The sequence below is a fragment of the Pedobacter sp. W3I1 genome, from assembly GCF_030816015.1.
Lineage (GTDB): Bacteria > Bacteroidota > Bacteroidia > Sphingobacteriales > Sphingobacteriaceae > Pedobacter.
The window spans coordinates 1,802,664-1,822,425 of record NZ_JAUSXN010000001.1; the positions used below are offsets into that span (position 1 = coordinate 1,802,664).

A 19,762-nucleotide genomic window follows, 5' to 3' on the forward strand; every position below is an offset into this window, starting at 1 on the left:
CCCTAAACCCTAAACCCTAAACCCTAAACCCTAAACCCTAAACCTTTTACCTTATATATGTATACTCAATCTCACATCTCATGTCTAATATCTCACATCTAACCTCGCGTCTCAAACAAAAACCGTATTTTTGCAAACAATGGGAACACTAGTAGATTCAGGGATAAAGGGATATAAAAATTACGGTACACATTTGCGCGAAAAGTATAAGGGGCAACGTGTGTTTAAAGTAATTGTAGATGGTGGTTTTACCTGCCCCAATCGCGATGGCAGCAAGGGGTATGGTGGATGTACTTATTGTAATGTAGATTCTTTTACACCAGAACCTTCACGTAAAAATCCAAATATTAAAGATCAGCTTGCCGAAGGCATGTTAAGGGCTAAAACTTCTTATAAAGCTGATAAGTATATTGTTTATTTTCAGCCGAACACCAATACTTATGCGCCGGTACATTATTTAAAGATGATGTACGATGAAGCCTTATTAATTAATACCGAAGATATTGTGGGTTTTGCGGTGGGTACCCGCCCTGATTGTATCGATGCCGAAAAGGTAGCTTTATTAGAAAGTTATACCGATCGTTTTGATGTAGACTTGGAAATGGGTATGGAATCTATTTATGACGAAACCCTTAACCAGATTAACAGAGGCTGTAGTCATAGCGAATTTGTTGCTGCGGTAGAGCTTTTAAAAGACAGTAAGCTCGATCTGTGTGTGCATACTATTTTTGGCTTCCCCTGGGAAACCAGAGAACAAATGCATGGTTATATTCACGAAATTAATCGTTTTCCGCAGATTAAGTTTGTGAAATTCCATCACCTTCATGTTGTAGAGGGCTCGATAATGGGTGCCAAATACAAAAAAGAGCCCTTTAAGCTATTCTCGCTTGAAGAATATACCGACTTACTTTGCGAGTTAATCCCTCTATTGCGTCCTGATATTGTTATTCAGCGTCTTTTTGGAATTTCTGACTGGGATTTGTTAATTGCACCGAACTGGGGGCTTAACAAATCGGCAATTCAAACCTATATGGATAAAGAAATTGAAAGAAGAGGTGTAGTTCAAGGTTCTGCGTATTTTTCATAAAAAAATTAAATTTTTTAATATTTTTCACAAAAACCCATGAAATTTCATGGGTTTTTGTGTTATTAATAGTTTTTTGAGCTATTTTTTTATAAATTTTAGTTAAAATCGCATAAATGATGGTTAGTGTTGGATTTTGTTTTTATTAAAATCTTGCATTAAAATCCCCTCTATTTTTTGTTATTTTTATTTTTAAGGTTCGTTTTTGTGTTGTTCCATAAAAATCACTCATTTTTATTAAAATATTTCAATTTAATGGTGTAAAAACTGCGATATATCGTATTTTTATCAAAATAAATCACGCATATTTTAAATATTTAAACAATACAAACAAATTAAGCTAAAAACTATGAGTAAATTCTCCTTTAAACAGTACGCGCCTTTTGCGATATTGATGATTGTCGCAATTTTCGCTCTATTTATTCCACTTCTCCCTAATTTTGATGAAGGCAAGTATAGTGCACCTGATATTGCATTCATATTAATCGCCGCTGCTTTAGTATTTTTAATGACTCCAGGTCTTGCATTCTTTTATGGTGGAATGGTTCATCGTAAAAATGTATTATCTACCATGATTAAAAGTGTTGTAGCCGCAGGAGTAATTACCGTTTTATGGACAGTAGTTGGATTTAGTTTAGCCTTTGGAGATACCATTGGTGGTTTTATCGGAAACCCTACAACATTCCTTTTCTTTAAAGGTGTAAATTCTGGAGCACCGCATCTTCAGGGAGGAGCAGACTTAACTATTCCGCTTTCTTTATTTGCTGTGTTTCAATTAATGTTTGCCATTATCACACCAGGTTTAGTAGTTGGAGCGGTTGCTGAGCGTATCCGTTTTACTTCGTACATTCTGTTTATTGTTTTGTTCGCCATATTTGTTTATTCTCCGTTAGCTCACTGGACATGGCATCCACAAGGTTTCTTGTTTAAAATGGGTGTGTTAGATTTTGCAGGTGGTACGGTAGTACACATTTCTGCTGGTATGGCTGCATTAGCTGGTGCATTGGTTTTAAAACGTAGAAAATCTCACTTAGAGCATAAAGAAGTTCCACCTGCAAATATCCCTTACGTATTAATTGGTACAGGTTTATTATGGTTCGGTTGGTTTGGTTTTAATGCAGGTTCTGCATTAAGCGCAGGTAGCTTGGCTGTTTCGGCATTTTTAACCACAAATACTGCTGCAGGCGCTGCGGGTTTATCCTGGATGTTCTTTGATGTAGCAAGAGGTAAAAAACCATCAGTATTAGGTTTTTGTATCGGGGCAGTAGTTGGTTTAGTGGCCATTACGCCAGGTGCAGGTTTTGTAAGTATTTCATCAAGTATATTTATTGGTGCTATTGCTGCAGTGATTTCTAACCTTGTGGTTTCATGGAAACAAAAAACCAGCTTAGATGATACTTTAGATGTTTTTCCTTGTCATGGTGTGGGTGGTATCGTTGGTATGTTGTTAACTGGTGTTTTTGCTACAAAAACAGTGAATGCTGCTGGTGCTGATGGCTTATTTTATGGTAATCCAGCTTTCTTTATTACACAATTAAAAGGTGCTGTAATCGTAATCATCTTCAGTTTCGTTGTATCATTCATTATTTTCAAACTGGTAAATCTTATCAATCCAATCAGGGTTTCTGATGAAGAAGAAGAAATGGGTCTTGATGCATCTCAACACGATGAAAAATACTCTCAAGGTACCTTGTTAGTTGAAGAAAGAGCGATCTATATCGAAAGAAACAGTCCATTAACAGAACCAATTTCTTAAGGATTTTATAATATCTAAACTCAAAACAAGCTCAAACATGAAGAAACTTTTAACCGCTATTTTTGCAATGGCCAGCACTACGTGTGCCCTGGCTCAGGAAACCCCTACATCACCACTTGAAATTTCAGGGTCGGTAGATACGTACTTTAAATATGATTTTGCTAAAAATCCATTAAACGGAAAAACATCTTTTGTAACTGATCACAACTCGGTATCCTTAGGGATGATTGATATTGCTTTGAAGAAAAAAACAGGTAAGGCTTCATTTGTTGGAGAGTTGTCTTTTGGTCCAAGAGGACAATCACAATCTATTCCTGATGCCGCTGCTGCAGGTTCTTCATTTAATATTCAGAATTTATATGTTAACTACGAGTTTACAGATCAATTTAGCATGACTGCTGGTTACATGGGTACCTTTATTGGGTATGAAGTAATCTCTCCGGTTGGAAATTTCAACTATTCTACCTCATACCTGTTTACCAATGGGCCATTCCAAAATGCCGGTATTAAAGCAACTTATAAATTCAGTGATAAGGTAAGTTTAATGGCTGGTTTATTTAATGATTGGAATGTTTATTCAGCATCTAGAGGTGTTTCGGCTATCGGTGGCCAGTTAATGGTTGCTCCGGTTGAAGGCTGGACCGCTTATATCAATGCTCTATCCGGTGCTGGTTTTGGCGGGTATGGAACGATTATCGATTTAACTACTTCTTATCAAATTACAGAGAAATTTAAATTGGGTTTAAATGCAGCCAATTATGATATCAAAGATAGCTCGGTACCAGGAAGTTATGCTGGTGCGGCTTTATACCCTCAATTTGCTGTATTGGATGCAGTAACTTTAGGTTTAAGAGGTGAGTACTTCAAATTTAAAGCGGCAGGTGCAGTTCCGGCTACAGCTTTTACTGCAGTAACGCTTACCGCAAACATTAAATCTGGTGGTTTAACCTTTATCCCAGAGGTTAGATTAGACCACAACAGCGACAAACCTTTCTTCAAAGAAGGTGGCGCTGCAGCACCAAATGGAGGTCAGTTCTCTTTAGCAGCTGTTTACGCTTTTTAAGCAAATAAAATAATATTAGGCCGTCCCGATGTTAAATAGGGACGGCTTTTTTGTACCTTTAAATAATTAGATTTGCCTGTTAACCGATTTCAAATGAAATACCTTCTTTTTATTATTCTTGCTCTTTTTTCGATTCAATTATCCGCACAACAGAAACAGTTTTCGAAAGATGATAATGGTAAATTTATCTATTATCAGGTAGTCGATTCGCTACAGCTGAATAAAGATACTTTATTGCAAAGGGCCAAATCTTTTATCCATGTAGCCTATAAAAAATCGATGACTCAGGAAAATAGCACCGATTCTTCTGTTTTAGCCAAAGGAACGATGGTAATTGATAAAACCATTTTGGTTGCTGGTCACCCTAGCGGGGAGGTGAGCTATAGTTTTGTTTTTGAGGCACGTAATGGAAAATATAGATTCTGGTTAACCGATCTGTTGTTTATTCCATACCAAAGAGACCGTTATGGAAATTTTGTAGCCACTACAAAAATCGGCGTGCCTTTAGAGCGTACACCTGGCAAATTGGGTGCTGGGGCATGGAAAGATATTTTAAACAGTACCTATAATAAAATCGAAAAATTCGGTGATGATTTTAAAAAGTATTTGGCAGCCAATAGGGTAGAGAAAGCCAAGAAAAAGACAGAAACCATTTCTACTAAAAAATGGTAATTGGTTCAAACTAAAATTTTCCAAATAAATCCTCCACTTTTTGATAGCGGAATTTAAAAATTTCGTTGATTTTATTATTTACGATCAAAGCATTTGCCATGATGCCTATTGGTCCCCAGCCAATGCTATAATGCAAAGTATCGTGAATTAATACACCACCATCTACTTTTTCGAAATGATGCTGGTGATGCCAGAATGCAAAAGGCCCAAAGCGTTGCTCATCGATAAAATATTCCTTATCCTTAACATGTGTGATCTCCGTGACCCAGTTTAATTTAATACCGAACAAGGGCGAAACCTTATAGGTGATGATCAGGCCGGGATACATTTTAGTATTGACCATATTTGGTGAGGTTACATCAAAGGTCATATCTTGTGGAGTAATTTCGGCCAGGTTCATGGGCGAAGAAAAAAAGTCCCAGGCGGTGTCCAGATCAACAGGGAGTTTTTGGGTAAATTCTAATCTATAGGTTTTCAAATTTTTGTTTTAAAGCACAACAACAAAGATGCGGTTTTGTTGAGGATAGTTTAGGTTTAACAGTAAAGTTCGCAGAATGAAGGCGCAGAAATCGCAAAAAAGATCTACATTTTGATCCGATAAATTTCTCCATTCCGCTATTATTAACGGATTCCAAAAAAAAAATGGGCCGTCATCTCGACTGGAACGTAGTGGAATGGAGAGATCTATCTAGACAGATTTAGCTTCGCTGAGCACTTCGTGGTTCTCGGCTGCGCCCGAAATGACGGTACCCGACTTCGGACCTCTGACCCCAAGCTTTCCGACTCATTTAATGCACCATCTTATCCGCACAGGTTGAGCTTGCAAATGCTTCTGGTTTAGCCTTAAATATAAAGCCCATACTTAAAATATATCCCATCGCATCGTTAAGTGCTTTGTTCGATTTAAACGATGGACTGGTGTTGATATCCGCATGTACTTCAAGGGCTACATCATAAATATCAAGTAAATCGCAGATGGAATAAGCTGTTTCTATAGATTTTTGTACTTCCATCAACATTCTTTCCTTAATGCTTACCTGCTGTGTGCTTTTTTCCTGGTGAATATACATAAAGCCGCCATGATGCTCTCTTAACAGCACAATTACGGTTGCAAAATCGGTTATTGCGCCTTTTACCTGCGAATCGGTACCAATACAAACTTTAAGCTTAAAGCCGTTTTCGCTTTCTCTGATAATTGCTTTTTCTATTTCTTCCAGGATCGAAGATTGAATAATTTCACCATTAAATTTTTTCCACGTCATACATTGTGTTTTTTGAGGTTAATTCCAAAGGAATCCCTTTGGGACGAATGGTAATCAGGTTTTTATAAAAATAAGCGCTAAAAATTAAACATGTGTTAAGTGTAGATTGTTTATTTGCTAACAAAAAGTTAGTTATCAACAAGTTAGTGATAATAGTTTAGATGAACTTATTATTTAATGAAACAAATTATTATCCGGTCCGTTAATATTTGTATATTCATTAAAATTCTTAATTATGAGAGCAGAATTAATTCAAGAGCTTCAGTTATTACAAAACAGCAGAGCGAATAAATTTGCAGATGAACTGGCTGACAAGATTTTATCTTCGGTTGATGCAGTTAACGAAAAAGTGCTATCATCAATGTCTAAACGTGGTAACATGTTAATGTTGCTCGAGAAAAGATTAAATTTTTCTACCCTCCGCAAACTTAGGGAAAGATTTTTCAAACCCTAACTAAGGACATCGTTTTTGCCGTAAAGAGAAATGATTACCTTTATAGCGGAATGATAGAAAATGCCTTAAAAAAATTAAACATTACTGCACTTAATGAGATGCAGGAGTCTTCTGTAAAAGCAGCCAAGACTGGTAAAGATGTAATATTGATTGCGCCAACGGGTTCGGGGAAAACGCTGGCCTTTTTATTGCCATTACTTTCCAACCTTAAAGCCGGAGTTAAGGGAGTGCAGGCCTTAGTCTTGGTTCCTTCGAGAGAGCTTGCCTTGCAAATAGAGCAGGTTTTTAAACAAATGGGTACTTCATTTAAGGTAAACTGCTGTTATGGTGGTCACGCTGTACGGATAGAAAAAAATAATCTTGCACATCCTCCCGCCGTCTTAATCGGGACACCTGGTAGGATAGCTTACCATTTAGAGCATCAAAACTTTGACGAATCTTTTATCGAAACTTTAGTTTTAGACGAATTTGATAAGGCACTTGAGTTTGGCTTTGAAAATGATATGTCTTACATCATTGGCTCGCTGCTTTCGCTAAAACAGCGTATGCTTACTTCTGCGACCAAAATGGAAGAAGTTCCGGCTTTTGTAAAGTTAAATGCACCTGTTGAAGTAGATTTTTCGAAAAATGTTCAGATTAAGCCAGATTTAAAGCTTAAAAAAATAACTGCACCTGCGGCCGATAAATTAGATTTCCTTTTTAGGTTACTCAGTAAGATAGGCAGTAAAAACACATTGGTTTTCTGTAATCACAGGGAAACGGTGGATCGGATAAGTGATCTACTTTTCGAAAATGGTTTAGGTCATGACGTTTTTCATGGTGGGATGGAACAGTTCGATCGTGAAAAGGCATTGCTTAAATTTAGAAATGGTAGCCATCGGATTTTAATTACAACAGATCTGGCTGCCCGAGGTCTCGACATTCCCGAAGTTGAACATATTGTACATTACCAATTGCCTTACACTGAAGATGCCTATATCCATCGCAATGGTAGAACAGCAAGGATGCATGCAAAAGGAACGGCCTACGCCATTTTAACTACAGAAGAACATTATAAATATTTACCTGATGATATTGAGGAAGAAGTTTTATCTGAACAATATAAGTTACCAGAAGCAAGCGATTGGGTAACTTTATATATTGCACATGGCAAGAAGGATAAAATTAACAAAATTGATATTGTAGGTTTATTTTTGCAGAAAGGTAATTTAACAAAAGAAGATCTTGGCCTGATCGAAGTTAAAGATACGACCAGTTATGTGGCTGTTAAGAGAAACAAAGTAGAGAAATTATTGAAAGCCTTAAGTGGTGAAAAAATTAAAGGAAAAAAACTTAAATTAGAAGTGGCGAGTTAGTTCGATAAGTCCGAAGTCTGAACGTTTTACAACATTTTAACTTTCAAACATTGCAACTTACAACATTCACTAACTCAATCTTTCTGCAATTCAATCATTAAAAGCATGAGCAACAACGATATATTAAAAAAACTACGAGTAGCCTTATCATTAAAAACAGAAGACATTATAACCATTTGCGATCTCGTTGGATTTAAGGTAACCAAGGCAGAACTAGGCGATATTTTCAGAAATGAAGACCATGAGAATTTTAAACCTTGCGGCGATCAGATTCTGCGTAATTTTTTAAATGGTCTTGTAATTTATAAAAGAGGTCCGAGGGATGAGAAAAAGCAATAATTTATGCTTTTTATTATTTTTTATACTGATCACACTTTCCTTTAACGCTCTCGCTCAGTCTCAGTTTAAAATAAGTGGTACTGTAATCGATTCTTTGAAAAAGCCTATTGAGGGCGTAAGCATTCGATTGATTACTGATAAAGATACCCTCCGCTCAAATTCTGAGGCGAAGGGAGACTTTGCATTCGCAAAGGTAAGCCGCAATAAGTTCTATCTTAGTATTACTGCATTGGGTTACAAGCCATTTGCTTCGATCTACGAAGTTGAATCTTCAAAAAAAAACGCTGTTTTAGAACCCATTATGCTCAAGATGGAAACCATCCGTCTTGAAGATGTAGAGGTTAAAGTAAAAGTAGACCCCATTAAAATCAAGAAAGATACCATTGAGTACAATGCTGCTGCCTACACCATAAGAGAAAATGATAAAGTGGAGGATCTGTTAAAGCAACTACAAGGCGTTGAGGTTGACGAAAAAGGCGCTGTTACCGCAATGGGCAAAAAAATGACCAAGCTGCGGGTAAATGGCGAAGATTTTTTTACCAGTAACGTGGAAGATTACATTAGGCAGTTGCCAGCCGATATTATTGCTAAACTTCAGGTAATTGATGATTATGGTGATGAAGCCAATTTTACACGTATAAAAGTGGGTACACCACAAAAAATGTTAAACCTGGTTAATAAGCCGGGTATGGACAAAGGTGTTTTTGGCGGAGTGAATATGAGTTCGGCTACCAATAATGCACACAACCTTAGTGGTAACGGTAGTATATGGAAAAAAACGAAGCAAATTGGTTTTGGAAGCCGTTATGGTATCACCAATAACGAGTTTACCAAAATGAACAATGGAGGTTTGAACGGTAATATCAGAGACAAAATTTCAAAGGAATTTAGCTTTAATGGCGGCTATCATTTTAGTAATGGAATAAATAAATCTATTCAGAGTAATTACCTCGAAACGTTTAATCCGCAGGGAACCATATTCGATTTAAGAGAAAGTGCCAATAATTCCAAATCGCTAAATAATAACATCAATCTCGGCTTAAATGGAGCCACAAAAAAGAATTATTTTAATATTTCGCTTAATGGGGCTCTGGCTAATACCCACAACGATGCATTTTCTACTTCGAATAAAACCGGGTTTATTAAACAAGATCTGATGTCTAATTCAGGTTCGCGGAATAGCAATCCTAATGTTAACGGCAGTATCAATTGGTCCCGGCGGTTGGCCAATAATAAGCGGTCGCTATCGATGGGGTTTAATTTTGGCACAAGTGAAGGAAATTCGAACAGTACAATTAACGACATGATCAGGTACTACAATGAAACCACCAACGTACTGGTTAAAGACTCGTTATTAAACAGATTGGTTGATAATAATACCTCAAACTCCAATTTTGGAGGCAATTTTCAGTTTTCAAATTCATTAAAAAAGCCAAACGACAGTACAGGCTACAGTTTTATTAACTTGTCTTACCGTTTTTCGGTTAGCAGAAGCCGGAATTTGCAAACTACAAGGGTTACCAATCTGCTGGGGAACAGTTTTGTTGTCGATTCATTAGGGCAAGATTACGTATCTAATTTTATAAATCAGAATTTCGGTATTGGTTTTAATACCAATGCGAAGCAGATTAGTTATAATTTAGGTCTTAATTTTTCGCCGAGTATCATCATCGGTAAATACCAGAATACCGGGCAGGAGCTAAAAAACTACCAGTTAAATTTTTCGCCCTCTGCCAATTTAAGTTATCAGATTAAAGACAATGGAAATTTGAGTTTTGGTTATAACGGTTATACCAGTTCGCCGGATTTTAATAAACTCCAGCCGGTTAGAAACAATAACGATGTACAGAACCTGATTATTGGTAATCCAGATCTGAAGGCAACATCGAGCCACACTGCCGATTTGAGCTATAATCAATTTGGCCTCAAATCGGGATTGAGTATTATGGCCGGTTTATCGGGAACTTTTGCTTTTAATAGTGTAGTAAGTAATACGGTTTTTCTGAGAGATACATTAAACAGTTTAAAACAACAAACTACCTATGAAAATGTAAATGGTATTTATAATATTGGTGGTAATTACTCCTTAAATAAAAGGTTGTTAACCAATAAACTGTCGCTCTCTATCAACGGGAATATTGCCTACAGCCACAATGTTTTTTATACCGAAAATGTATTAAACCGGAGTGGCGGAATTAACGTTTCGAATGCTTTCAGGTTTAACCTGAATGAAAAAAAATATTCTTTTAATACCAGTGTATCGTATAGCTTTAGTTCAAATACTTATTCTGTAATGAACCAGAATATTAAGAATATCCAGGTTTTGGCTTTAAATGGCAGTGCCAGCTGGATTCCAAATAAACGTTTTAGGGTAAATGCATCGGCCTCTAAAAGTTTAAATTTTGGATATAGCCTATATTCCGGCAATCCTTTATTAGTGAACATGGGATTAAACACTTCCTTCTTAAAGGATAATAAACTCCTTTTTTCTGTCCAGGCGAATGATCTATTTAATCAGGGTGCGCTCTTTAGTACCAGTATTAGCAATAATTCCATATCCGAAAACAGGACACGCTTTATCAGCCGATTTGTACAGGCCACATTAGGTTATAACCTGAGCCAGTTTGGAAATAAAAGAAACAAAACGAATGTAAATTTGAGTGGAGCCGAATTTAATTAATCAGGAATTAATTAGTTTAGCGTTTCGTTCAAATCAAATATCAGATGAAAAGTAAAATCTTAATCCTTTTTTTATTGGTCTTTGCAAATGTTTCATTTGCACAACTAACGACAGATTCGTTAAGTAATCAAGCTAAAAAAGAGAATTTTGCTGATGACTGGGCTGCCTTAAGTAAGTACCAGAAAGAAAATGAACTTTTACCGCCATCAGGCAAAAAAGAAAAAAGAGTTGTTTTTTTAGGGAGTTCGATATTCGAATTCTGGAAGCAAAAAGATCCTGAATATTTTAGGGATAAACCTTATCTGGATAGGGGGATCAGCGGACAGATATCGCCGCAACTGCTCATCCGTTTTCGACAAGACGTAATTAACCTTAAGCCAAAAGTGGTTATTATTTTGGCAGGGAGTAATGACATTGCGGGCAATACAGGCCATGTTACCAACGATAAAATTATGGATAACATTAAATCGATGGCAGAACTGGCGAGGTTACACCATATTAAGGTAATACTCTGTAAATACCTGCCTGTTTATGAATATCCATGGAATAAAAGCATTAAAGCAGCCGATAGCATCGTTAATTTAAACGAAAAGATTGAGGCCTACGCTAAAGAAAGAAATTATACCATTTTAGATTATTGGACACCACTGGTTGATGAACGAAAAGGGCAGCGTGCAGAACTAACGGTTGATGGTGTTCATCCCAACCTGGCTGGTTATAAAATAATGGAAGAAGTGACGGATGCTGCGATCAGAAAAGCCTTGAGGAATCGACGCTAATTTGATTAAGAGAGATTACTGCAAATAAGTCGACATTGGGAGGAGGAACGACGAAGCAATCTTAAAGCGTTCGCTACAAGCGATAGTGCTAAGATTGGTGGCTTTGCGATTTATTTGGGTATTATGCTATTTATCAACCCGTACTTCTTTTTTAGAGGGAAACGCAAAGCGAAAAAAAATCAAAGACCTGTTCCTTTTCAACCAGCATAAATTTATGGAAGATCGTCATTTCCAGAGGTTAGTTTTTTAGCAAAAAACAAAGGAGTTGGGTGACAGGTAAGATAAATCGTCATCTCGACCGCAGTGGAGAGATCTTTTAACATAGTCCAAAGATCTCTCCACTCCGCATTTGCTTCGGTCGAGATGACGCTAATTTTAGAATCTGTCTTTGGTACTTGATTAGGAACCATGTAGTGCTCATGAATGCCTTTGAAAAAAGGAAGACTTATGAATAATCGTAATGCAATAGACTTTAAGATTAGCTCCGCTGAGCACTTTGTGGTTCCCGCATGCGCCTATCGTGTGGACACATCTAAATAGTTTGGAGATAAATGTTGATTTTTTTTCCGCTCTATGCCGCGGTGGCATGGTACTTTGGAGCGCCAAAGTACCCAAAGCGCTCTGCCAATCCAGCAATGGACCTTTTACACAATCCTATACACATCAAAAAAACAGCGGCACTTCGTTTTGTGTTCAATGCTTCTTTAAAACTTTAAATTAGCGTTTATGAACACAAAACCACGGCGTTTTAGGTTTGGCAATGCTATTTGTTCTATTCTGCACCTGTTTTTTTGATTTCTCCGGCCCCTGGGATTGACGGCGTTCTTCGGTTAAAACAATGTGTTATTTGAGGAAGCTAGCAAAACGCCTAAAAAGTTAAACTCGAAAGATGTGTCCACACGATAGGCATGCGCGGGAATGACGATAACGTTAGAAAATAATTTTGAAATTACGCTTCTCAAACAAAAAAGTCCCGATTCTCATCGGGACTTTGCATTAATTCAATTTTTTATATCTAATGCGTTTTGGAGTAACATCACCTAAACGTTTTTTGCGGTTTTCTTCATAATCTGAATAGTTGCCTTCAAAGAAATAAACTTCAGAGTTTCCTTCGAAAGCTAGGATGTGTGTACAGATCCTGTCTAAAAACCACCTATCGTGACTAATCACTACGGCACAACCGCCAAAGTTTTCTAAGGCTTCTTCCAGTGCACGTAAAGTATTTACGTCGATATCGTTGGTTGGCTCATCCAGTAGCAATACGTTTGCTCCTTTTTTCAGGGTAATGGCCAGGTGCACGCGGTTACGTTCACCACCTGATAGGATGCCTACTTTTTTCTGTTGATCGCCACCGTTGAAGTTGAATTTGGATACATAAGCACGTCCGTTAACGGCTTTAGTGCCCAATTGGATATTATCTAATCCATCGGTAATGTTTTCATATACGGTTTTATCGGCATCTAAATCGTTGTGCATCTGATCTACATAACCCAGTTCTACGGTTTCACCCACACGGAAAGTACCAGCATCTGCTTCTTCCTGTCCGGTAATTAAACGGAATAAAGTGGTTTTACCTGCACCATTAGGGCCAATAATACCAACAATACCCGCTGGAGGAAGCGAAAAGTTTAAATTATCGAACAATATCTTATCGCCATAAGCTTTGGTAACATTGGTCGCTTCAATCACTACGTTACCCAAGCGAGGCCCTGCAGGGATGAAAAGTTCCAATTTATCTTCTCTTTCTCTGCCATCTTCTGAAGCTAATTTATCGTAGTTGGCTAAACGTGCTTTAGATTTTGCATGACGTGCTTTTGGTGCCATACGTACCCATTCTAACTCACGTTCTAATGTTTTCTGGCGTTTGCTCTCTGTTTTCTCTTCCTGCGATAAACGTTTTGCTTTTTGCTCTAACCAACTGCTGTAATTTCCTTTCCAAGGAATACCCTCACCACGGTCTAATTCTAAAATCCATCCGGCAACGTTATCTAAGAAGTACCTATCGTGGGTAACTGCAATAACGGTTCCTTCGTAATTTTGTAAAAATTGCTCTAACCAATCGATACTTTCGGCATCCAAGTGGTTGGTAGGCTCATCCAATAATAATACATCAGGGTGTTGAAGCAATAAACGGCACATGGCTACACGACGGCGCTCCCCGCCTGATAATACACCGATTTTAGTGTCAGGATCAGGACAACGCAAAGCATCCATGGCTCTTTCTAGTTTCGAATCAATTTCCCAGGCTCCTAAGGCATCAATTTTATCCTGAAGTTCGCCTTGTCTGGCCATCAGTTTATCCATGGCATCAGGATCTGAGTAGTTTTCCTCTAAACCGAAAGCTTCGTTTACTTCTTCGTATTCTTTTAAAATAGCAGTTACTTCAGCAACGCCTTCTTCAACTACCTCGCGAACGGTTTTTTCAGGATCTAAGATCGGCTCCTGAGCTAAATAACCCACCGAATAACCCGGCGAGAAAACCACTTCGCCTTGATAGGTTTTATCTAAACCGGCAATGATTTTTAGAAGGGATGACTTACCAGAACCGTTTAAACCGATTACCCCGATTTTGGCCCCGTAAAAGAAAGAAAGGTAAATATTTTTTAAAACCTGTTTTTGTGGCGGGTAAATTTTATTTACACCTGCCATTGAAAAGATTATTTTTTCGTCAGACATTATTATGTATTGTTTTTAAAGTAGTTTAATGCTTATTTATAAGATCGATAATCAAGGTATGATTAAAAAATATGGAATTTCTATCATCATAACTGATTTAACCCGACCGAAATAATGGCAAAGCCAAAATTGCTTACAAAGATAAGAACAACAAGCCCATAACAAAGTGGTTTGTGATTATACTTTAACTTTCGATAACATTAAACAACAATAGAATATAATGCGATCTAATCTGGAAGCGATATGATCCAATTTGAAGACTCGAAAACAAACATTTTTTCGCTCACCTAACTATTAAACTGGCGGAGATGATGGTCGGTATGTTTATAAACCAGCTGGCCAACCTGCTCATAACTTAGTTTACCAAAAAAGGAATGTACAATTTCATGCTCCGGAGGATTTGCATATTCATTCAATAAATCAATCCATTTTTTTCTTTCGCTTTCTATATCACCGCTTTTTTCTTTGACCTTAAGCTGGCTAAGGGTAGGCGTTTTTTGTTTGATTTGATTATCATCCTGGGTAAATTCTTTCAGCGCCATTTTACCGAATAGCCGGCCTAAAAATACCCGTTGATATTGATTCTTGCCCAACATCATTTCTTCGTATACCCTACAGTGTTTCAACATCTGGTAAAGGTTCATTTTTCCCCATAAAGCGGTGCTGTTTTCGTTAAGCGTATTAATCCGCTCAATCAATTGTGTCCGTAAGGTTTCATCAAATATTGTTTTCATGGTTAATGTTTTATTGCTTATCAAAGCTATAGAACCAGATCTGCATGCATGGGGTATAAAACAGCCAATAATAGGGCATTCTGAGCCAGAGTTATAGGTTGGTGATTTGCAATTGATTAATGCGGAACCATTAGGCCCGCATTAATATACAATTAGGATGAGAGAATGTAATCTCAACCCATTTTGTCATTAGTTTTTGGTGAAATACTCCCAGCCAGAAGCAGTAGTACGAGTACAAGTCATGGCCTGCGTGCCGTTTTCGCTTGAGATGAATTTCCCGTTGTTGCCTTTGAAGGCAATTTTGCCATCTGCTGCAACAACCCAGTCAAATTTCTCAGTATTGCCGATTGTAGTGCGGTTACAGGTAATAGCCTGTGTACCATTTTCGGATGATACATATTTACCCATGCTTCTTAACGCTACCTTTCCACCGCCAGCATCTACTACTGTAAATTGTTCCCATCCTTGTGCGGTAGTACTGGTACAGGTCATGGCTGAGGCGCCGTTCTGGCTATTTACATATTTATTGTTGAAACCTTTTAGTGTGAAGAGCAATTTGCCGAAGCACTTTATGATTAAAAATTATTAGTGTAGCTTATGTGGTTTCTACATCAGGCTAGCTATTATTTATGATAAATGAATTACAATAAACTACGGTGTTAAAAAACAAAAACAACCAAATTACAGTTAACTTCGTATTAAGGTTATTAGAGGTAACGGGGATTAGGATTAGTTTGTTGATTTTTTATCTAATGAATTTGTTAAATGATGTCACGTTCTTTTTGTTTTTCTGTCAAAACTTGTAAATTGCCTGGGTAAAAAGATACATATTGTCAGTTTTTGATTGCGAAAAAATCCTTACAATAAACCGACAATATAATATCTGCATTCGGATGTTTTTGGCAAATGTCCCTTTAAAACCTTTAGAATACTTATTACGTAGATAGATATAAACAAAATAATATTTATCGAAACAATAATCTTACATTGAATTTTGGGTTCTCAGGCATTCAAATGCCTCTTTATCCACCCATATGGCGCAATTGTTGATAAAATAAAGAAAACAGTACGTTCGTTTTTATAAAGTTATTTTATAGTTTAGGGACGTAGCTGTTAAGAAAGGTATTATGGAAGCAAAATTTTCACCACAGGTTAAAGATGTAATCTCTTTTAGTAGGGAGGAAGCGCTCCGCTTAGGGCACGATTACATCGGAACCGAGCATTTATTATTAGGCCTCATCCGCGAAGGCGATGGCATGGCTATAAAGATTTTACGATCGTTAGGGGTTGATACCGGTAAATTGCGCCGCTCAATTGAAGATGCCGTTCGCGGTACTTCGAGTGTTACAGTAAACTTAGGCAATATTCCATTAACAAAACAGGCAGAAAAAGTTTTAAAAATCACTTATTTAGAGGCCAAAATATTTAAAAGCGATTTAATTGGCACCGAACATTTGTTGTTATCGGTTTTGAGAGATGATGATAACATCGCCTCACAAATCTTACTGCAGTATGGTGTTACTTATGATGTTTTTAAACAGGAGGTTGAAGTGAATAAAAATGGTTTCAGAGATGATATCTCAAATAGTGCTTCCACAGGAGGCGATGATGATTATCGCGAAGAGGAAAGCTTTAGTACGCCTAAAAAGGTTTCAGATATAAAATCTAAAACCCCGGTTTTAGATAACTTCGGCCGTGATTTAACAAAAGCTGCAGAAGAAGGTCGTTTAGACCCAATTGTAGGCCGCGAGAAAGAAATTGAGCGTGTATCGCAGATTTTATCCCGCAGAAAAAAGAACAATCCAATTTTAATTGGAGAACCAGGTGTGGGTAAGTCGGCAATTGCAGAGGGTCTCGCCTTACGCATTGTACAACGTAAAGTTTCGCGTGTGCTTTTTGGCAAACGTGTAGTTACATTAGATTTGGCATCGCTGGTGGCCGGTACAAAATACCGTGGCCAGTTCGAAGAACGTATGAAAGCCGTGATGAACGAGCTTGAAAAATCTACTGATGTAATTTTATTTATTGATGAGATCCATACCATTGTTGGTGCTGGTGGCGCATCAGGTTCATTAGATGCATCCAACATGTTCAAACCTGCATTAGCAAGGGGCGAAATTCAATGTATTGGTGCCACAACGTTAGATGAATACCGTCAGTACATTGAAAAAGATGGCGCTTTGGACCGTCGTTTCCAAAAAGTGATGGTTGAACCGGCTACACCGGATGAAACTGTAGAGATTTTAACACGTATAAAAGATAAGTACGAAGAACACCATGGTGTAACTTATACTGATGAAGCGATTTTAGCTTGCGTTACTTTAACATCGCGTTATATTTCTGATCGTTTTTTACCAGATAAAGCGATTGATGCTTTAGATGAAGCAGGTTCGCGTGTTCACTTAACCAACATTCACGTTCCTCAGAATATTATCGATATCGAAGGTAAAATTGAAGATATCAAATTAGAGAAAAACAAGGTTGTACGTAGTCAGAAATATGAAGAAGCTGCAAAACTGCGCGATACGGAGAAAAATTTAATTGAAGAATTAGATAAAGCTAAAGCGGAGTGGGAAGCTGAAACTAAAACTAAACGTTACGAAGTATCAGAAGATAATGTAGCCGAAGTGGTTTCGATGATGACCGGTATTCCGGTACAACGTGTAGGACAAACAGACAGTGTAAAACTGTTGAACATGTACGATAAAGTGGCTGAGAAAATTATCGGTCAGGATGATGCGATCAAAAAATTAACCAAAGCGATCCAGCGTACGAGAGCCGGATTAAAAGATCCTAAAAAACCAATTGGTTCATTTATTTTCTTAGGCCCAACTGGGGTAGGTAAAACAGAATTGGCGAAAGAATTGGCTCGTTTCATGTTTGATAGTGATGATTCTCTGATTCAGATCGACATGAGTGAGTACATGGAGAAATTTGCGGTGTCCCGTTTAGTGGGCGCGCCTCCGGGATATGTAGGTTATGAAGAAGGTGGACAGTTAACGGAAAAGGTTAGAAGAAAACCCTATGCAGTAATCCTATTGGATGAGATCGAAAAAGCACACCCTGATGTATTCAATATCTTATTACAGGTTTTGGATGAAGGACAGTTAACTGATAGTTTAGGCCGTAAAGTTGATTTTAGAAATACAATCATCATCATGACTTCCAATATTGGTGCCCGTCAACTTAAAGATTTTGGACAAGGTGTTGGTTTCTCTACGGCAGCGAAAACAAACCAGGCCGATTCTCACAGTCGTGGTGTAATTGAAAGTGCATTAAAACGTGCTTTTGCTCCCGAGTTCTTAAACCGTGTTGATGATGTAGTGGTATTTAATAGCTTAGGTAAAGAGGAAATCTTCAGAATTATCGATATTGAATTAAAAGCGTTATTCGGTCGCGTTCATTCCCTTGGTTATGAAATTGCATTAACTGAGAATGCTAAAGAATATATTGCTGAGAAAGGTTTTGATAGTAATTTTGGTGCTCGTCCGTTAAAAAGAGCCATCCAGAAATATTTAGAAGATCCAATCGCAGAAGAAATTCTTAAAGGCGAATTAGCTGAAGGTGATGTTTTAGAAATTGATTACGATAAAACTACCGAACTAATTTCGATCAACCACAAAAAGGGCGAAAAGAAAAAAGAAGAGCCAAAACAGGAAGAAGATTCTTCAAGTAAATAATAGGAAACTCCCGATGAAAATCGGGAGTTTTTTTGTTTAAGATATATTGGCTAACTTTTAGTTGTTCTTGGCGTGTGAAAAAGATGGGTATAAATTTTTTTAAAGAAGATCACTGTAAAAATATCAGGAATGCCAATTTCAAAGAAATGGTGCAGCTAAAACGGATAATTATTGGGTTCAGGTTTTTGCATCGAAATAAGTAAGACTAAAATCGTCATTTCTACTTCGTTACTAATAACAGATCCTAAAGTCAGGCGTCATTCCCACGCAGGTGGGAATCTTAATGCGCTTTAAGATTCCCGCATGCGCGAGAATGACGAAGAGTCTATTTTTTTAAATCAATTCCTTCAACGCCTTGTAATACCGCTCATAATTTTCGGGTTCGGTGTTCAAAAACAGAAAAGGCTCTATCAATTCCAGTTCCATCAACAAAAATTCGCCATTAACAAAAGTACCATCAACCCTCGCATACAGACAATCTTTAGCAAACAATGTTACATATTGTTGCGCGGTAGCAACCAGCTCTTCACCCGGTTTTTGCTGATGAACGGATCCACCATGGGCCGGCTGCACCCTAAAATCGCCGGGTTTAGCCTGTTTGATTAACGAATGACTATACACGCCATTAAAGAAAATGAAAGACCATTCACCGCTTTCCAAAATCTCAGGTAGAAATGGCTGAATGATAAAATCTTCATGCTGAATAAGGAGGTTTAATTTTTGATTAACCTCATTCACATTATCCAAAGTTACTTTGAAGGTATTTTTGGCACCACCACTCACACAGGGTTTTACAATTAATTTATTGGTGTTAAATTTTTTAAAGAAATGCTCCAGATTTACACTTTCCTTATTTTGAATATAAAAACCAGGGGTAACTTTTAATCCGGCAGCTTCAATTTCCCGCAGATATTGTTTGTTTGCATTCCACCTTACTACTTCAATGGGGTTAAGCAATTTTACTTTTTTTGCGTCCAACTGATCAAGCCAACGGTAAAATTCTTCAATCAGGTCAAAATAATCCCATGGTGATTTTAAAATAGCAAGCGAATAATCTGCCCAGTTTATATCCCGATCGTTCCAGATTACTTTTTCAATATTCAGTCCCTTTTCTTTCAGGAAATTTAAGAGTTTATCATCCTCGCTTTCAACCGTGGCGCTATCATAAGCGCCTTTATCAAGGTAAGTTACCAATGCAATATTCATAGGCTAAAACTAAGTTTTATGG

16 protein-coding genes are annotated in these 19,762 nt (G+C 37.5%); 10 read left to right on the plus strand and 6 right to left on the minus strand.

What is annotated here, in order from left to right; translation table 11 throughout:
- The first annotated feature begins 139 nt into the window (after positions 1–139).
- From QF042_RS07765 to QF042_RS07780, 4 genes are all read left to right on the plus strand, one after another.
- The gene (locus QF042_RS07765; protein WP_307526946.1) at positions 140–1,087 is read left to right on the plus strand and encodes a TIGR01212 family radical SAM protein; all 948 of its coding nucleotides are present in this window, start codon (positions 140–142) and stop codon (positions 1,085–1,087) included.
- A gap of 346 nt (positions 1,088–1,433) precedes the next feature.
- Positions 1,434–2,840, plus strand: a complete 1,407-nt coding sequence (locus tag QF042_RS07770; RefSeq protein WP_307526948.1) for an ammonium transporter — start codon at positions 1,434–1,436, stop codon at positions 2,838–2,840.
- Positions 2,841–2,877: 37 nt separating this feature from the next.
- Positions 2,878–3,903, plus strand: coding sequence for a porin (locus QF042_RS07775; RefSeq protein ID WP_307526950.1), 1,026 nt, complete (start codon positions 2,878–2,880; stop codon positions 3,901–3,903).
- Between the two features lie 93 nt (positions 3,904–3,996).
- A complete protein-coding gene (locus tag QF042_RS07780) occupies positions 3,997–4,575 on the plus strand; it encodes a DUF4468 domain-containing protein (protein WP_307526952.1) in 579 nt (192 codons plus the stop codon).
- A gap of 10 nt (positions 4,576–4,585) precedes the next feature.
- On the opposite strand, the gene QF042_RS07785 is transcribed toward QF042_RS07780, so the two are convergent.
- On the minus strand, positions 4,586–5,053 hold the full coding sequence (locus QF042_RS07785) for an SRPBCC family protein (protein WP_307526954.1): 468 nt from the start codon (positions 5,051–5,053) through the stop codon (positions 4,586–4,588).
- 310 nt (positions 5,054–5,363) lie between these two features.
- A complete protein-coding gene (locus tag QF042_RS07790) occupies positions 5,364–5,837 on the minus strand; it encodes a ribonuclease H-like YkuK family protein (RefSeq protein WP_307526956.1) in 474 nt (157 codons plus the stop codon).
- Positions 5,838–6,072: 235 nt separating this feature from the next.
- Here QF042_RS07790 and QF042_RS07795 point away from each other — a divergent pair, with 235 nt between their 5' ends.
- From QF042_RS07795 to QF042_RS07815, 5 genes are all read left to right on the plus strand, one after another.
- Complete coding sequence (locus tag QF042_RS07795; RefSeq protein WP_029274122.1) at positions 6,073–6,291, plus strand: hypothetical protein; 219 nt, start codon at positions 6,073–6,075, stop codon at positions 6,289–6,291.
- A 50-nt stretch (positions 6,292–6,341) separates the two neighbouring features.
- Positions 6,342–7,646, plus strand: a complete 1,305-nt coding sequence (locus tag QF042_RS07800) for a DEAD/DEAH box helicase (RefSeq protein ID WP_307526958.1) — start codon at positions 6,342–6,344, stop codon at positions 7,644–7,646.
- 105 nt (positions 7,647–7,751) lie between these two features.
- Positions 7,752–7,985 (plus strand): DUF1456 family protein, encoded by a 234-nt coding sequence (locus QF042_RS07805; RefSeq protein ID WP_029274124.1) that lies wholly within the window; start codon positions 7,752–7,754, stop codon positions 7,983–7,985.
- Positions 7,969–10,665 carry a TonB-dependent receptor gene (locus QF042_RS07810; protein ID WP_307526965.1) on the plus strand — a complete coding sequence of 899 codons (2,697 nt, stop codon included), beginning with the start codon at positions 7,969–7,971 and terminating at the stop codon, positions 10,663–10,665. The genes QF042_RS07805 and QF042_RS07810 overlap by 17 nt, the downstream gene beginning before the upstream one ends.
- Before the next feature lie 44 nt (positions 10,666–10,709).
- The gene (locus tag QF042_RS07815) at positions 10,710–11,444 is read left to right on the plus strand and encodes a GDSL-type esterase/lipase family protein (RefSeq protein WP_307526967.1); all 735 of its coding nucleotides are present in this window, start codon (positions 10,710–10,712) and stop codon (positions 11,442–11,444) included.
- Between the two features lie 996 nt (positions 11,445–12,440).
- Here the strand turns inward: QF042_RS07815 and ettA are convergent.
- From ettA to QF042_RS07830, 3 genes are all read right to left on the minus strand, one after another.
- Positions 12,441–14,120, minus strand: coding sequence for an energy-dependent translational throttle protein EttA (gene ettA / locus QF042_RS07820; protein WP_307526969.1), 1,680 nt, complete (start codon positions 14,118–14,120; stop codon positions 12,441–12,443).
- A 287-nt stretch (positions 14,121–14,407) separates the two neighbouring features.
- Positions 14,408–14,854, minus strand: a complete 447-nt coding sequence (locus QF042_RS07825) for a DUF1569 domain-containing protein (protein WP_307526971.1) — start codon at positions 14,852–14,854, stop codon at positions 14,408–14,410.
- A 189-nt stretch (positions 14,855–15,043) separates the two neighbouring features.
- Complete coding sequence (locus QF042_RS07830) at positions 15,044–15,409, minus strand: hypothetical protein (RefSeq protein WP_307526973.1); 366 nt, start codon at positions 15,407–15,409, stop codon at positions 15,044–15,046.
- A 572-nt stretch (positions 15,410–15,981) separates the two neighbouring features.
- On the opposite strand from QF042_RS07830, the gene QF042_RS07835 reads away from it, so the two are divergent.
- On the plus strand, positions 15,982–18,534 hold the full coding sequence (locus QF042_RS07835) for an ATP-dependent Clp protease ATP-binding subunit (protein ID WP_307526975.1): 2,553 nt from the start codon (positions 15,982–15,984) through the stop codon (positions 18,532–18,534).
- 333 nt (positions 18,535–18,867) lie between these two features.
- On the opposite strand, the gene QF042_RS07840 is transcribed toward QF042_RS07835, so the two are convergent.
- Complete coding sequence (locus QF042_RS07840; RefSeq protein WP_307526977.1) at positions 18,868–19,740, minus strand: RimK family alpha-L-glutamate ligase; 873 nt, start codon at positions 19,738–19,740, stop codon at positions 18,868–18,870.
- Between the last annotated feature and the right edge of the window lie 22 nt (positions 19,741–19,762).

Coding starts and splice junctions, on each gene's coding strand:
- QF042_RS07825 (WP_307526971.1), bottom strand. CDS start 14,854: ATGAAAACAATATTTGATGAAACCTTACGGACACAATTGATTGAGCGG.
- QF042_RS07765 (WP_307526946.1), top strand. CDS start 140: ATGGGAACACTAGTAGATTCAGGGATAAAGGGATATAAAAATTACGGT.
- QF042_RS07800 (WP_307526958.1), top strand. CDS start 6,342: ATGATAGAAAATGCCTTAAAAAAATTAAACATTACTGCACTTAATGAG.
- QF042_RS07805 (WP_029274124.1), top strand. CDS start 7,752: ATGAGCAACAACGATATATTAAAAAAACTACGAGTAGCCTTATCATTA.
- QF042_RS07775 (WP_307526950.1), top strand. CDS start 2,878: ATGAAGAAACTTTTAACCGCTATTTTTGCAATGGCCAGCACTACGTGT.
- QF042_RS07795 (WP_029274122.1), top strand. CDS start 6,073: ATGAGAGCAGAATTAATTCAAGAGCTTCAGTTATTACAAAACAGCAGA.
- QF042_RS07810 (WP_307526965.1), top strand. CDS start 7,969: ATGAGAAAAAGCAATAATTTATGCTTTTTATTATTTTTTATACTGATC.
- QF042_RS07790 (WP_307526956.1), bottom strand. CDS start 5,837: ATGACGTGGAAAAAATTTAATGGTGAAATTATTCAATCTTCGATCCTG.
- ettA (WP_307526969.1), bottom strand. CDS start 14,120: ATGTCTGACGAAAAAATAATCTTTTCAATGGCAGGTGTAAATAAAATT.
- QF042_RS07770 (WP_307526948.1), top strand. CDS start 1,434: ATGAGTAAATTCTCCTTTAAACAGTACGCGCCTTTTGCGATATTGATG.
- QF042_RS07780 (WP_307526952.1), top strand. CDS start 3,997: ATGAAATACCTTCTTTTTATTATTCTTGCTCTTTTTTCGATTCAATTA.
- QF042_RS07815 (WP_307526967.1), top strand. CDS start 10,710: ATGAAAAGTAAAATCTTAATCCTTTTTTTATTGGTCTTTGCAAATGTT.
- QF042_RS07840 (WP_307526977.1), bottom strand. CDS start 19,740: ATGAATATTGCATTGGTAACTTACCTTGATAAAGGCGCTTATGATAGC.
- QF042_RS07835 (WP_307526975.1), top strand. CDS start 15,982: ATGGAAGCAAAATTTTCACCACAGGTTAAAGATGTAATCTCTTTTAGT.